Source organism: Microcystis sp. MC19 (assembly GCF_003019735.1).
Classification (GTDB): domain Bacteria; phylum Cyanobacteriota; class Cyanobacteriia; order Cyanobacteriales; family Microcystaceae; genus Microcystis.
The window spans coordinates 1-14,709 of sequence record NZ_CP020664.1 but is presented as its reverse complement, the minus strand read 5'-3'; the positions used below and the strand labels follow the sequence as shown (position 1 = coordinate 14,709).

The 14,709-nt window shown below is 43.2% G+C and carries 11 protein-coding genes; 5 read left to right on the top strand and 6 right to left on the bottom strand.

Annotated features, from left to right (window positions below; all coding sequences use genetic code 11):
- Nucleotides 1-53: 53 nt before the first annotated feature.
- On the top strand, nucleotides 54-1,316 hold the full coding sequence (locus B5D77_RS00060; protein WP_008202048.1) for a SufS family cysteine desulfurase: 1,263 nt from the start codon (nucleotides 54-56) through the stop codon (nucleotides 1,314-1,316).
- Nucleotides 1,317-1,349: 33 nt separating this feature from the next.
- Nucleotides 1,350-2,855, top strand: a complete 1,506-nt coding sequence (locus B5D77_RS00055) for an RluA family pseudouridine synthase (RefSeq protein ID WP_008202050.1) — start codon at nucleotides 1,350-1,352, stop codon at nucleotides 2,853-2,855.
- A gap of 357 nt (nucleotides 2,856-3,212) precedes the next feature.
- Here the strand turns inward: B5D77_RS00055 and B5D77_RS00050 are convergent, their stop codons facing one another.
- Both B5D77_RS00050 and B5D77_RS00045 read right to left on the bottom strand, forming a co-directional pair.
- Nucleotides 3,213-4,283 carry a hypothetical protein gene (locus B5D77_RS00050; protein ID WP_008202052.1) on the bottom strand — a complete coding sequence of 357 codons (1,071 nt, stop codon included), beginning with the start codon at nucleotides 4,281-4,283 and terminating at the stop codon, nucleotides 3,213-3,215.
- Nucleotides 4,284-4,643: 360 nt separating this feature from the next.
- Nucleotides 4,644-5,516 (bottom strand): FkbM family methyltransferase, encoded by an 873-nt coding sequence (locus B5D77_RS00045; RefSeq protein ID WP_106908032.1) that lies wholly within the window; start codon nucleotides 5,514-5,516, stop codon nucleotides 4,644-4,646.
- Nucleotides 5,517-5,751: 235 nt separating this feature from the next.
- On the opposite strand from B5D77_RS00045, the gene B5D77_RS00040 reads away from it, so the two are divergent.
- Nucleotides 5,752-6,942 (top strand): WG repeat-containing protein, encoded by a 1,191-nt coding sequence (locus tag B5D77_RS00040; protein ID WP_008202055.1) that lies wholly within the window; start codon nucleotides 5,752-5,754, stop codon nucleotides 6,940-6,942.
- A 337-nt stretch (nucleotides 6,943-7,279) separates the two neighbouring features.
- Here the strand turns inward: B5D77_RS00040 and B5D77_RS00035 are convergent, their stop codons facing one another.
- The 3 genes from B5D77_RS00035 to B5D77_RS00020 form a co-directional block, all read right to left on the bottom strand.
- Nucleotides 7,280-7,903, bottom strand: a complete 624-nt coding sequence (locus B5D77_RS00035) for a heme-copper oxidase subunit III (protein ID WP_002738397.1) — start codon at nucleotides 7,901-7,903, stop codon at nucleotides 7,280-7,282.
- 185 nt (nucleotides 7,904-8,088) lie between these two features.
- Entirely contained in the window at nucleotides 8,089-9,765 is a 1,677-nt protein-coding gene (gene ctaD / locus B5D77_RS00025; RefSeq protein WP_008202056.1) for a cytochrome c oxidase subunit I, read from the bottom strand.
- A 29-nt stretch (nucleotides 9,766-9,794) separates the two neighbouring features.
- A complete protein-coding gene (locus B5D77_RS00020; protein WP_106908031.1) occupies nucleotides 9,795-10,760 on the bottom strand; it encodes a cytochrome c oxidase subunit II in 966 nt (321 codons plus the stop codon).
- A gap of 314 nt (nucleotides 10,761-11,074) precedes the next feature.
- On the opposite strand from B5D77_RS00020, the gene B5D77_RS00015 reads away from it, so the two are divergent.
- Together B5D77_RS00015 and B5D77_RS00010 are read left to right on the top strand one after the other, a co-directional pair.
- Complete coding sequence (locus B5D77_RS00015) at nucleotides 11,075-11,986, top strand: heme A synthase (protein WP_008202058.1); 912 nt, start codon at nucleotides 11,075-11,077, stop codon at nucleotides 11,984-11,986.
- Between the two features lie 126 nt (nucleotides 11,987-12,112).
- Nucleotides 12,113-13,063: a heme o synthase gene (locus B5D77_RS00010; RefSeq protein ID WP_008202059.1), complete on the top strand. Its 951-nt coding sequence runs from the start codon at nucleotides 12,113-12,115 to the stop codon at nucleotides 13,061-13,063.
- A gap of 251 nt (nucleotides 13,064-13,314) precedes the next feature.
- Here the strand turns inward: B5D77_RS00010 and dnaA are convergent, their stop codons facing one another.
- A complete protein-coding gene (gene dnaA / locus B5D77_RS00005) occupies nucleotides 13,315-14,649 on the bottom strand; it encodes a chromosomal replication initiator protein DnaA (RefSeq protein WP_008202069.1) in 1,335 nt (444 codons plus the stop codon).
- Between the last annotated feature and the right edge of the window lie 60 nt (nucleotides 14,650-14,709).

Sequence of the window (14,709 nt, the reverse complement as noted above, 5' to 3'; positions counted from 1 at the left end):
CTGCCGGGGTGGGTGTCAACCTGCCCAAAGTACCCCTCTGACTCCTGACTAAAATGACAATTATCCAAGAAAAAACCCTCGCCCAAAAAGTCCGCGCCGATTTCCCTATCCTCCATCAAAACGTACACGATAAACCCCTTATCTATCTCGATAGTGCCGCCACTTCCCAAAAACCCATTCAAGTATTAGAAACCCTGCGAAACTATTACGAAAAAGATAACGCCAATGTGCATCGGGGGGCGCATACTTTAAGTGTCCGGGCAACGGAAGCCTACGAAGGGGCCAGAGATAAGGTGGCTAGGTTTATTAATGCCGCTTCTCGTCAGGAAATTGTCTATACTCGCAACGCCACGGAAGCGATTAATTTAGTCGCCTACAGTTGGGCGTTAAATACCCTGAAAGCAGGGGATGAAATTATTCTCTCGGTGATGGAACACCACAGTAATTTAATCCCCTGGCAAATTGTCTGCCAAAAGACGGGGGCAGTGATTAAATATGTGCAGTTAACTAGCGAAGAAAGCTTTGATTTAGAACAATATAAATCCTTATTGTCGGACAAAACTAAATTAGTGGCTGTCCTCCATGTTTCTAATACATTAGGCTGTATTAATCCCGTTGCCGAAATAGTCAGCCTTGCCCATCAAGTCGGGGCGAAAGTATTAATTGATGCCTGTCAAAGTGTCCCCCATTTAGCCATTGATGTGCAGTCCATGGATTGTGATTGGTTGGTGGCTAGTGGTCATAAAATGTGCGCCCCCACCGGTATTGGATTTTTGTACGGCAAAGAGGCCATTTTAGAGGCAATGCCGCCCTTTTTTGGTGGTGGCGAAATGATTGCAGAAGTCTATTTAGACCATTTTACCTGTGCCGAACTGCCCCACAAATTTGAAGCGGGAACCCCCGCTATTGGCGAAGCGATTGCTCTCGGTGCTGCGGTAGAATATTTAATGGGTTTAGGGATGGATAATATTCATGCCTACGAGGAAGAATTAACCGCCCATTTGTTCAAAAAATTAGGAGAAATTGAGGGTTTAAGAATTTACGGGCCATCACCTAGTTTAACGGGCCAGGGTCGGGCTAGTTTAGCCGCCTTTAATGTGGAAGGGATTCATGCTAGTGATTTAGCCACTTTATTAGACCACGAAGGAATTGCTATTCGTTCCGGTCATCACTGTACCCAACCTCTACACCGCCTTTTTGATGCTTCCGGCAGCGCTCGGGCGAGTCTATATTTTTATAATACCCGCGAAGAAATTGATAGCTTTATTGTCGCTTTACAGGAAACTATCGATTTCTTTGCCAATTGTTTTTCTTAGGGGGATTTCTAGCCCTTTTCCTGTTCTTAAAGAGTGAAGGAAGTTACCTATTATTATCAAGGAATTTGTCCCGAAACGGGCGAGTTATTGCGCTTGCCCCGCACTCTTTTGGCTGAAAAAATCGCCCAAGATTTGATGACAACTATCACCAATCCTCAAGGTAAAATGTATGGAATTTTGTTAGGAGAAAATGCCGCTGGCGAAATAGAAGTTTTAAAAGCTTTTTCTGGACAGGGAGAAGCCGATGGCTGGGTTCCGTCTCTGGTGGGTAGAGAAAAAATTGTGCTGGAAGAAAAGCGAGTTTTGCAACTTTTAGAAACAATTAAACAGGAAATTATTGACCTACAATCAATTCCCGAACTTAATTTATATCGACTCAATCAAGCAAATTTTGAGTGCAAAATACAAGCTTTACAGCAACAACATCAAAACCATAAACAGGAACGATATAGGTTAAGAAATTTAGGAGATTTAAACCCAGAAGAATTAGAAAATTTAAATAATATCAGTCGTCAGGAAAAAAGAGCAAGAAAGCAATTAAAACAGGAACAAAAACAAGTTTTAAAACCCTTAATTGAGAAAATAAACTTCGCCAATCAGAGAATTATTGAACTTAAGCAACAGCGGAGGAACCTCTCCAAACAGTTACAGGAATTGCTGTATCAATCCTACTGTTTAAATAACTTTTCTGGACAATCTCTCTCCTTGGCTAAATTGATGGGCAGTAATTTGTTACCAACAGGAACAGGAGAATGTTGCGCCCCAAAATTATTAAATTATGCCGCTATGAAAGGATTAAAACCCATCGCTATGGCCGAATTTTGGTGGGGAGAATCGAATCGAGATAGAAAACAGGGAGAATTTTATGGCGCTTGTCAAGAAAGATGTCAACCTCTCATGGGTTTTTTACTCTCTGGTTTACGTTCATCCCTAGAAATTATCTACGAAGACGAGGGAATAATTGCTATTAATAAACCTGCGGGATTATTATCGGTAGCAGGACGTTATCAAGATAGTCAAGATGCCGTGGTCAATCGTTTTCGTCGTCAGGGAAAAAATCTCATTCCCGTTCATCGTTTAGATCGAGAAACTTCTGGTATATTATTACTGGCTAAAAGTTTAGATATTTATCGTTGTTTATCCCAACAATTTCAACGGCGAGAAGTGGAGAAAATCTACGAAGCTATACTATCAGAAATTATTGAGCGAGAATCGGGTATAATTGACCTACCTCTCTGGGGAAATCCGCAAAATCGACCCTATCAAACTGTGGATTGGCAAAGGGGGAAAGCTAGTCAAACCTATTTTAAAGTTGTCGGTAAAGAAGGCAATTATTCTCGCCTCGAATTTATTCCCTATACGGGAAGAACCCATCAAATTCGCGTTCATAGTCAAGCGGGATTAGGGATAGGAATTTTAGGCGATCTTTTGTATAATGGTAAGCAGTCTGACCGTTTATACCTACACGCTAAACAATTATCTTTTCGTCATCCTCAGACCGAAACTAAAATTGATCTAATCATTCCCACCCCCTTTTGAGAGCTATAATTGCTAACAGCCAAAAACTAGCTATAATAACCCGATTTAAGTAGGGTTTGCGGCAAAAAGTTTGTTGGTGGGGGTAGGAGTCAGGAGTCAGTGGCCGGTCGTTTCAGGCTTTGTTGCCCTTGTTTTTTGTACCAAGCGATGTACCACAAGAAGGATAATGCAAGGTTTTTGAAAGTCCCAATCCTATTTTCGCAGCACTAACATCGGACTTTAACAGGTCAAAAGCCTTATTTTAAAAGGGTTTTACCATTATTCAGCAGCCCCTAATTATAACCAGCCACTTACTGACATGGGTACAAGGTCAGCCAGACAATAAATAGGGCAAGCTCCCTAGGGAGCGCAATTTGGTCATTTAGGGATCGCTGACTGAAACTTCTGATCTTCTTGAGGAATATATGGCATCAGGTTACTAAGGTCAATGGTAGGATTACCACTAAAAGTTCCTTGCTGACCGTAAAATGACCTGAGCATCGCTGCAACAATACGCGCTTTGGCAATATACTTTCCATAACTTTCGGGTTGAATATTAGGGTGTTGAGAAATTAAGTCGGTTTCTTCCGTCCGTAATTCATCGATTTTTTGGTTGAGTTCTTCGTAAGAATTTGGCTCTGTAACTTTTCCTCCTAGATAGACAGCGTTGCTCAGTCCAAGAATAGAAAGAAAGTTTGATGGTAAAGTAAAATTCGCCAGATCTGAACCAATACCGACCAATAAGCTAGCAGCCACCAACAAGCTAAAACCTGATAGTTGAAAGCTGTAAACATCCAATGATCCACCACTTTTGATTAAGTCGCTCCATTTTGCATCGTCTAATTTTGGTTTTCCCCCCTCGTAACCTTTTTCACCAATGGTCAGCCATTGATGATTTCGCAACCAGGCCCAATTAGAGAATGTCAGTCGTTTATTTCCCAATGCGATAACCTTGGAACCAGTTGTGCCAACGGCACTGATACCTAGTAGTAAAAGAATGTCATCTGATAGCCCACTCAGCGCTCCACAACTGGCCAGGGTGTATAGAAGTCGAAATAGCACCACTAAGGTGAAACCAAAAATTTGAAAATTGGAAAGACTAGCTTGACCAAACTGTCCTGCTGTCAAAGCTACAGGCTTAACCCATAATTTGCTAAAATTATAGTTGTTGTCCAAGCTTACCGACAAAACAGTAATTGTATAGAAACCCAAAACACCCCCTAATGCTATGAGGAACGGGAAGAGAGAGAACTTTGCACCAGTCCCACATTGAATTTGAGGGGAAGGTGTTGTCGTAACAGTTGGGGAGGTAGTTTGAGGGGAAGGTGTTATAGTAACAGTTGGGGGGAGAGTTTGGGCTAAGGCACTGTTAACTAATCCATAGGGAAAAGTCAGAAAAACAGTAGCTAATAATACAGCAAGTATCGATTTAACAATTGATTTTTTCATTGTTATTCACCTCTTTTTCCTGGCTAAAACTGGAGCGATGTATGGGGTTTTAGGTTCAATTATGCCCTTTACCTCCTTTGATTCAATGGTTGGCAAATCTTCATATTTTTGACTCCTTGATAACTTCAACAGAACGGTTAACGAAGGCAGGGGGCAGGGGTCAGTTTTTGTAACGGGGATTTATGCCCTGCTTCAAAAACTTTTCGCCTTAAGGTGAGGTTTTCGACCCGATTTTTTCGCTCAATTGCTCGAATGAATGAGCATGGTGCATTCCCAAAAAACTATCGGTGCGGCAGTAGGAGCCACATCAGGGAAGGCACTCTACAGCTATGGCAATCGCACTCCTAGGAATAAGCAGTGTTAGACATCTTTTAGCTCTTCAAACCTTGACAAGAGCCTAGGAGGAACTAAGAAAATCATTTTAATGCGAGAGTTGATCGGTTTTGTTTCAATCTTGATGAATTTTGGTTGGAAATTATCTCCATTCTCATCCTTAGATTTGACGAAAGCAAAACAGGTAAATTCAATAGATTTAAGGAATTCAAGGAGCTTGTTTGTCGGATAAATTTCCGACAAGACCAAAGGTTGATCTCGAATTAGAAGATTTTTGCCACCAATTAGTATATCGAAGTCTGCCCCTTCAGCATCTGTTTTGATACAGGAAACACTCAGTGACGGATAATCAGACATCAATTGATCTAAAGTATTTACCTTGACTGTCACCTTGTTCTCTTGGGTACTATGCCTAACCAGCGAATTTAGTTCAGGTATTGAGTTCAAATTAAGATCCATAGTGCCAGGCTCGGAAAAAAGTGCTTCTTCTAGAACATGACAATTGGGAAACTGGGAAAGATTTCTCTTTAAGTGTTCAACCATTCTCGGATCGGGTTCAAAGGCATAAACCTGATTAGATGAAGGAGCAGCCAGTAAACTGTAATAACCAATATTAGCCCCAACATCAATAAAGTCTTTATTAATATCTAAGAACCGATGAAGGATAATTTCAGATCCCCAATCTAACTTGCTTCCCTTGAGGAAAATTTCCGTTCCGAATCGACTATCATAGGGCAGAGTCATTTCTACATTATTAAATAGAACCATTTTCTGGTTGAGCTTGGTTATTTTATAAAATGCTCGTACTACATAGCGGGATAGGAAATCCCAGCCGCCAATCTCTCGAACCAATCCAAGAAAATAACTGAACTTATGCAAATAAGTAGTTTCTTTAAACATATACTCTCACTTCAAGTTAGCCATGGAGGCATCTAAATATTAATTATACCGCTCTCTGCGGTCGAGCCTCCTCCTCTGTCCTACTATCCTACCCCATCGGTCCGACACCCCCTCAATAAAACCCAATACCGCACTGTGGGGTCTAATCACTATCGATGCCTAGGTACTTATGAACTATGGCATTGATATTCTCGATTTTAATTAAAATGACTATAGTTATGAATCGTTAAATGTCATGTTAAAGAATGTTAGGCTTTTCTTCCGATTGTTGTTGACAGCCTTATTGTTAACTATTGTTTATTCTGTGTTCTCACTTGCGACAACGAACTTGGCAACACAGCAGCCAATAAATTGGAAAATTGTCATTGCTCCACAGTTTGATGATGCTGGCTCTTTTTCGGAAGGATTAGCTAAGGTCGGAACAGGAAAACCCTTAGATATAGATACATATTATGGTTTCAAAGAGATCGATAACTATGGTTATATTGACTTAAAAGGTAAAATAGTAATTCCCCTCCAATTCAAACAAGCGGGGGATTTTTCATCAGGTTTGGCTTGGATTGGCATAGATTCTGATGGGAATGGAAGTGTAGAGCGATATGGTTACATAAATCAAACAGGAAAAACTGTAATTGAGCCACAATTTGAGGACGCTGGTAACTTTTCATCGGGATTAGCACCAGTGAAAATTGATAATAAATGGGGCTATATTAACAAGCAAGGGAAGATAATGATTTCCCCTCAGTTTGATTCAGCCTCAGAATTTGCTCAAGGGTTAGCTGTGGTAGGAAAAGAGACAGAAGAACCAGATTATTCTTACCAACAAAAGTACGGTTATATTAACCAAAAAGGAGAGCTAGTGCTTCCTTTTAAATTCTCTATTGCTTATAACTTTTCTGAAGACTTAGCCGCCGCACAATCTCAATCTGGTAATGGATATATTAATCAAGAAGGCAAATTTGTCATTAATCGTCCTGATTTTGATACTTTTGTTTCGGGAAATTTCTCATCAGGATTAGCCTCTGTAGAACTGAATGAGGGAGCTTGCTCGGCTGCCAACTATTGCGATTATAGCTATATCGATAAAACTGGGAATGTAGTTATTAAATCGCCCGAAGATGATCCCGAAGATGATGTAGATTTGACAGGGACGCAGAGTTTTTCTGAAGGGTTAGCTGCTGTAGCCACCAGTGGTGGAGGTAGAGATGCCGGCGGCTGGTATCCTGCTACTAATTGGGGTTATCTCGACAGAAACGGCAAATTTGTTATTTCCCCCCAATTTGATGATGCGGGCAGTTTTGCTGAAGGTCTAGCACCAGTAAAAATTGAAGGGAAGTACGGTTATATTGCTCTTGGGGCAAGAATTCTCAAAATTGACAAAGTAGTAAAATACTGTATTGATAAAAAGTGTCCTCCACCCCCTTAACTAGGGCGGTTTAATCACCTCAATTTGGGCATAATTACCGCAGAGGGTAGTCTAGCACCCCAACCGAGCAGCTTCTAGCACATTTAAGGTAAAGGGGAAATTAAGAATTGTTGCCATTCTACAACCAAACGTCTAGAATGGTCATTAATTTTTGTGCATGGTCGGGTCTTCTAACCGAAGGCATTGACGAAAAACACATTGTATCTGTCCTAGAGGCACTATGAAAAAGCTTAAGCAATACTGGACTGCTGAAGCACTGGAAAAAGACTTAGGCGATCCTCATATACAAAAAAGGGCGATCAAGCGATCGCCCTTTTCTCCTACTAAATAACCAAAATTATCTCAAGATATACACCAGTAAAAACAGGATAATCCAGACCACATCGACGAAATGCCAGTATAATTCTGCTGCTTCCACACCAAAGTGAGATTGACTAGAATAGTGGTCTTTTTGACGAGAACGCCAGAGAACAGATAGAATCAGCACTAAACCAAAAGTAACGTGGAGACCGTGGAATCCGGTTAAGGCATAAAAAGCGCTGGTGAAAACATTAGTTGTCAGACCGAATTCAGCGTGATAATATTCGTATCCTTGACCACAAAGGAAGATAATTCCCATCAGAGCAGTAATGCCGAACCACAATTGTAAACCGGCATTATTGTTTTGTTTAATCGCCTTTTGTCCTATGTGCATAACAAAACTACTGGACACCAGAATAATCGTGTTAATTGTCGGTAGGGTTAACTCTAATTCTGGCGTGCCGGCGGGGGGCCAAACGGGTAACATGGTACGGTAGAACAAGAAAGCGGCAAATAAGCCTAAAAAGATGGAACTTTCCGCCACTAGAAACAAAACCACACCGAATAAGCGATGATCTGGGTGGCCATGATGTCCGTGTTCCACCGTTTCCTGATGATAATTGACAGAGAGTTGAGAATCTTCGAGCGTTGAACCTTGCATAATTGAATATCCTTAGTTTACACGGGAGACGGGAAGCTTTTTTTCAGTGATCAGTGGGAAGTGGGAAGTGGGAAGTGGGAAGTGGGAAGTGGGAAGTGGGAAGTGGGAAGCTTTTTTTCGGTAAACAGCAATCAGTGAACTGATAACTGATAACTGATAACTGATAACTGATAACTGATAACTGATTATTGCGATTCTGCGCCCACTTCGGCCAGCAGATCTTGTACTGATTCCTCTTCTTCCGATTCCTCCATATCAATACCGTAATCGTAGGGGCCGGACCAAAGAATCGGCATTTCCTCGAAATTCTCGATAATTGGGGGAGAGGAGGTTTGCCATTCTAGGGTTAAAGCGCGCCAAGGATTACGGCCGGCGGGTTGACCTTTAAAGGCACTCCAGACCATATTAATAGCGAAGGGAATACTCGATATACCGAGAATATAAGCCCCTGCGGTACTAAGAACATTTAAACCCTGAAACTGCACATCATACAGAGCAATACGACGGTTCATACCCAATAATCCCAATTCGTGCATCGGCATGAAAGTTAAATTCAAACCGATAAAAGTGAGAACAAAGTGGATACGACCGAGAGTTTCGTTATACATCCGTCCGGTCATTTTCGGGAACCAATGGTAAACGGCAGCAAATAGGGCCATTGCCGTACCACCAAATAGTACATAGTGGAAGTGACCGACGACAAAATAGGTATCGTGGACGTGGATATCGAAGGGAACGGAAGCCAACATAATCCCGGTCAAACCACCGATGAGGAAAGAAGACAGGAAACCGATCCCAAATAATAAAGACGTATTGAGACTAAGTTTACCCCCCCAAAGGGTGGCACACCAACTAAAGATTTTAATGCCCGTGGGAACGGCGATTAACATGGTTGCCGCCATGAAAAACATCCGTAACCAGCCGGGGGTGCCGCTGGTGAACATATGGTGGGCCCAAACGATTAAACCCAAGAAACAGATGGTGAGACTGGAATAGGCGATCGCTCGATAACCAAAAATCGGTTTACGCGCATGAACCGGTAATATCTCCGATATCGTGCCGAAAAAGGGCAAAATCATGATATAAACGGCAGGATGGGAGTAAAACCAGAACATATGCTGATAAACCACCGGATCGCCGCCGCCAGCGGGATTAAAAAAGCTCGTGCCGGCGATTAAATCAAAGGACAAGAGAACAAGAGCAGAAGCGAGAACGGGGGTGGAAAGCAGTACCAGAGTCGAGGTGGCCAGCATTGCCCAACAAAATAGCGGCATACTGTACAAATCCATCTCAGGAATCCGCATTTTCAGGATCGTGGTGATGAAATTAATCGAGCCTAAAATCGAAGAAGTCCCGATCAATAAAAGGCTCAAAATCCACAATTCTTCCCCCCATTTGCCGCTAATTAAGCTTAAAGGTGGGTAGGAAGTCCAACCCGACTGGGGTGCGCCGACAAAGAAACTGGATAATAATAGCAGCCCGCCGGGGGGGTTAAGCCAGAAAGCCACAGCGTTAAGACGAGGAAAAGCCATATCTTCCGCCCCAATCATCAGGGGAATGAGATAATTGGCAAAACCTGCCCCAACCGGAACGATCCAAAGAAAGATCATGATCGTTCCGTGCATGGTCATGAATTGGTTATATAGTTCCGGGGAGACAAAATCGGGGTCAGGAGTGGCTAATTCCGTCCGCAGCACTTCCGCGAAAGCACCGCCAATAAAGAAGAAAAGAAAGGCAGTCACCAGATATTGAATCCCGATGACTTTATGATCGGTGCAGAAAGTAAAGTAATCGGTCCACTTGCGGTGATGGATCACCTCGGGAACGGTTGCTGGGGTGGTTATTTCCGTTGATGCTGTCATAATACCAAGATTTTAGATGACAAGAAAAATTACATTTGCTGCTGATGGGCAACTTGGGCGAGGATTTCACCATTTATGCCCATTTCTTCGGTGTAGGGGGTCAAATATTGACTATCAGAGCGATCTTTAGCGGTCATAGCTACGGTTTGATCGCTGTCAACTTCGGCGATCGTGTTATCCTGCACCCATTGGTCGTAATCCCCTTGGGAGTGAACCACAAAGCTAGATTTCATACCGCCGTGATAGGCCCCGCAGAGTTCCGCACAAATGATCGGATATTGACCAATTTGGTTGGATGTGAACGATAAAACCGTTTCCTGTCCGGGGATAACGTCCTGTTTTAGACGCAATTGGGGAACCCAGAAAGCATGGATCACATCCCCCGCTTCCATATTCAGTTGCACGGGGCGATTGACGGGAGCGTGCAGTTCCCCAGAAACAATGCCAGTTTCGGGATAGGTGAAGATCCAAGCGTATTGAATGCCTTTAACATTGACCACTAGGGGGGGAACTCCTTCACCATCGTAGGAATTGCCGATACCTAGGGCTACTCTGCGATCGCCGCCCAGGGCTATCATCGTGCCGTGGTGATGACCGTGGTGGGCGATTTCTCCTTTGCCACCCTTGGAAATCAAGGGATCGAGACCGCCGATATTGTTATAAATCTCGAAGCTATAGACGGCAAGGATAAAAACGATTACCGTCGGGATGGCTGTCCAGAAGATTTCTAGGGGGACATTGCCCTCCACTGCCGGCCCGTCGGTTTGATCCCCCGGTTTACGGCGAAAGCGAATCACTATATAGATAATCACGCCTTCAACTATTAAAAATAGTCCCGTGGCGATGGTCATCATCAGATTAAAGATATTATCTATCTCCTGAGCATCTTCGGAAGCGGCCACAGGCATTAAGCCATGATTTTGGCCATACCAGAGACTAATTAAGGTTAGGGTGATCCCGAGTACGAGCGTCAGGATACTGCTGGGAATTTTCACGGTCTTTTCAATATTTTCAATAGTGGCTACTTATTCAAGGCTAAAACATGATTCCCCTATAGATGGGAAATTTAACCGGCATCTTCTGAGAATTTCATCTTTTCTTTGGGATCGTTTTCGGGGAAAGTATTTTAAATAACTAATTTTTATATCTTATTCTGAGTTTATGTAAACAAATGTAACGGAAATGGCCAGAAATCTAAAGAATATCTAAAAGGTTTTACCGGTCGTAAAAAAACTCATTCACAGTGATAACTAACTGGCAAACAAAGCCATGATCTTTGATGACAGACTCCTGGAGAACAGGCAAACCGATGACCGAATCTGTTTTTAACCCGACACCCCTAAGAGAAACCGGCAATATTCAGGTGTGGATGCGCCGCTTAGTCTGGAAAATTGCGATCGCTACTTTCGCCCTCATGGTGGTGGGCGCTGCCACCAGAGTTATGAACGCCGGTTTAGCTTGTCCCGATTGGCCTCTCTGTTACGGTCAATGGATTCCCAGTCAGCAGATGAATCTACAGGTATTTCTGGAGTGGTTTCATCGTCTCGATGCCTCTTTGATCGGGTTTAGTACGCTCGCTCTCGTCGGTCTGTCTTGGTGGTATCGTCGCCATCTTCCCCCTTGGCTGTTGCCCTCGGCGATCGCTGCCTTGTCTTTAATTCTCCTGCAAGGAGTCCTGGGAGGATTAACCGTCACCCAATTACTGCGATTTGACATCGTAACGGCCCATTTAGCCACAGCTTTGCTCTTTTTTGCCACCCTAATCGTCATTGCTATCGGTCTGACTCCCTACCGTGGCACAGGTACGGTCGGAAAACTAACCGGGATGGGAATGGTCGCCACCGGTCTAGTTTATCTGCAATGTCTCCTCGGCGGTCTCGTCGGTTCCCGTTGGGCTGCCCATCAGTGTTTAACGGTTTCCCAACTCTGCACCGTGATGAATAGCCACATTATCGGGGTTTTTCCCGCCACTATCTCGGTTTTAACCCTAGTTTTCTTCGCTTGGCGAACTGCCGCTATCCATCCTCTCCTCAGAAAACTAGCTTTTAGTGCCGGGGGATTAGTCGCCCTACAGGTATTTTTGGGCGTTGCCACCCTGAAACTGCATCTACAGGTGGAACCCTTAACCATTACCCACCATAGCATCGGTGCGCTATTGGTGGCAACCCTCGTCGCTTTTACCACTTTCGCCCTTCGCGATCGTTCTTTCGCGCCTAAGTAACCAGACACAATTAATTGCACATATCTAACCACCTCTTGCATGAGTGCCTCTTGCCTTTTGCCCATCCTAACCAAGAAGTTAATTTTGTCCCATTACTTATAAGCCATCTCTAAGGATTTAATCACGATGACTGGAACTCAAGCCCTTCGCCACCACGATAATTTTTTACAAGTCGCTAAAAGTTATTATCAACTCACCAAACCCCGAATTATTCCTCTACTGCTGATTACTACGGCCGCTTCTATGGAAATCGCCTCTAAAGGTCAGGTTTCCCCCCTCTTACTCTTTCTTACCCTCCTCGGTGGCACTCTCGCCGCCGCCGCCGCTCAAACCTTAAACTGCATCTATGATCGCGACATCGATCACACCATGCTTCGCACCCGCGCCCGTCCTATTCCCTCCGGTCGCGTGCAACCCCTCCACGCCCTCATTTTTGCCCTCGTTTTAGCCTCCCTTTCCTTAGCACTTTTTGTCTTTTTTGTCAATACTTTGAGCGGATTTTTAGCAATGACCGGCATCGCATTTTATATGCTGATTTATACTCATCTGCTCAAGCGTCATAGTGTCCAAAATATTGTTATCGGCGGTGCGGCTGGCTCGATTCCTCCCCTCGTCGGTTGGGCGGCAGTAACGGGCGATCTCGGTTGGATTCCTTGGATTTTATTCGCCATTATTTTCCTTTGGACTCCTCCCCATTTTTGGGCTTTAGCTTTAATGATCAAGGATGATTATGCAGAAGTGGATATCCCGATGATGCCCGTGGTTAAAGGGGAAGAAGCCACTAGCGAGCAGATTTGGCTCTATACTTTAATCGTCGTTCCTTTCACTTTCCTCCTGATTTATCCCTTGGCTGCCTGTGGTGTGGTTTATGGTGTAGCGGCTTTAATTTTAGGGTTTGTTTTCCTGAAAAAAGCTTGGCGATTAAAACAGAATCCTTTTGACCGGGACATGGCTCGATCGCTGTTTAAATATTCCATTCTTTACATGATGTTATTATGTACAGCTATGGTGATCGATAGTTTACCCATGACCTCTCGTCTCCTCGCTACAATTGCCAGTTTATTCTCCTGTAGTTAATCTCAGTTATCAGTTATCAGTTATCAGTTATCAGTTATCAGATGTGAGTTTTCAGTTCACTGATTACTGTTTACTGAAAAACCCCATCTCCCCAATTCATAATTCATAATTCATAATTCATAATTCATAATTCTCCCATCTCCCCAATTCATAATTCCCAATTCATAATTCATAATTCATAATTCATAATTCTCCCATCTCCCCAATTCATAATTCATAATTCATAATTCATAATTCATAATTACCCCCGACTATTGATTGCGACTCAGGGAGTTAATTCGCTCGATTACTTGGGCTAAGATGTCTTGTAATTGTCGGTCTTGATGCTGGGAAAGGTTAATTTTATCACAGCTATAAATAACGGTGGTGTGATCTTTGCCGCCAAATTCTTCGCCAATGCGCGGTAAGCTTAAATCCGTGTGTTGACGCATTAAATACATTCCAATCTGTCGGGCAAAACTAATTTCTCGTCGGCGGGAATTTCCCTTTAGATCGGCGATCGAGAGTTGAAACTTTTCCGCTACTACCGCCATAATAATCTCAGGAGAAGTGGAAATTTTGGCCATTGGTGGATTTAAAACCGGCGCGATATTTTCCACCGTCATCGGCAATCCGGAGATAGAAATATAAGTAGTAGCCCGGATTAATGCCCCCTCTAATTCGCGAATATTAGAAGTATAATTAACGGCAATATATTCGATAACTTCTCGTGGGAGACGCAGATTTTCGTACTCGGCCTTTTTTTGTAAAATTGCCATACGAGTTTCGATATCCGGTGCTTGGATATCGGCGACTAATCCCATAGAAAAGCGAGAAATTAAACGATCCTGTAAACTGGGAATCTGTTTGGGCAGGCGATCGGAGGCTAAAACCACCTGTTTTCCCGCTTCGTGCAGGGTATTAAAGGTATGAAAAAATTCTTCTTGAGTGTATTCTTTTCCTTCAATAAATTGCAGATCATCTACTAATAATATGTCAGCATGGCGATAATGATTACGAAAACTTTCCATACTATCTTGACGAATAGCGGTGATTAAATCATTCGTAAATTGTTCCGTCGATACATAAAAAACCCTAGATTGAGGATATAATTCCAGACGATAATGACCGATGGCCTGCATTAAATGGGTTTTACCTAATCCCACCCCACCACAGAGAAAAAGCGGGTTAAATTCGCGTCCGGGTAATTCCGCCACCGCTAAAGCAGCCGCGTGGGCCATGCGATTAGTTGGACCGACAACAAAACGGGAAAAATTATATTTAGGGTTAAGTTGATTACTGGGGGGTAATTCTGATTCTAAGCTACTGTTAGGCTGGAAAATAGCAATCGAATCGCCCTGTTCTGCCGTTAGTTGAATCTCGACGGGATAACCGACGATATCCTCCACTACTTCGGCAATTGTTGACAGATAATTTTTCTGAAGATGGTTAAGAATAAAAGGATTGGCAGCCTGAATTACTAAGCGATCGTTTTGCCATTCTTTAACCGTCGCCGTTTGAAACCAAGTCTCGAAAGCGGGACGGGTTAATAGTAATTTTAGACGCTCTAGGAGATTATGCCAAAGTTGTTGGGCGCTGCTATCCACGATTAATTTTGATTAACAAAGTTGCTCTAGTGCTGCTGTGGGGAAACCTTATCAGTTTAG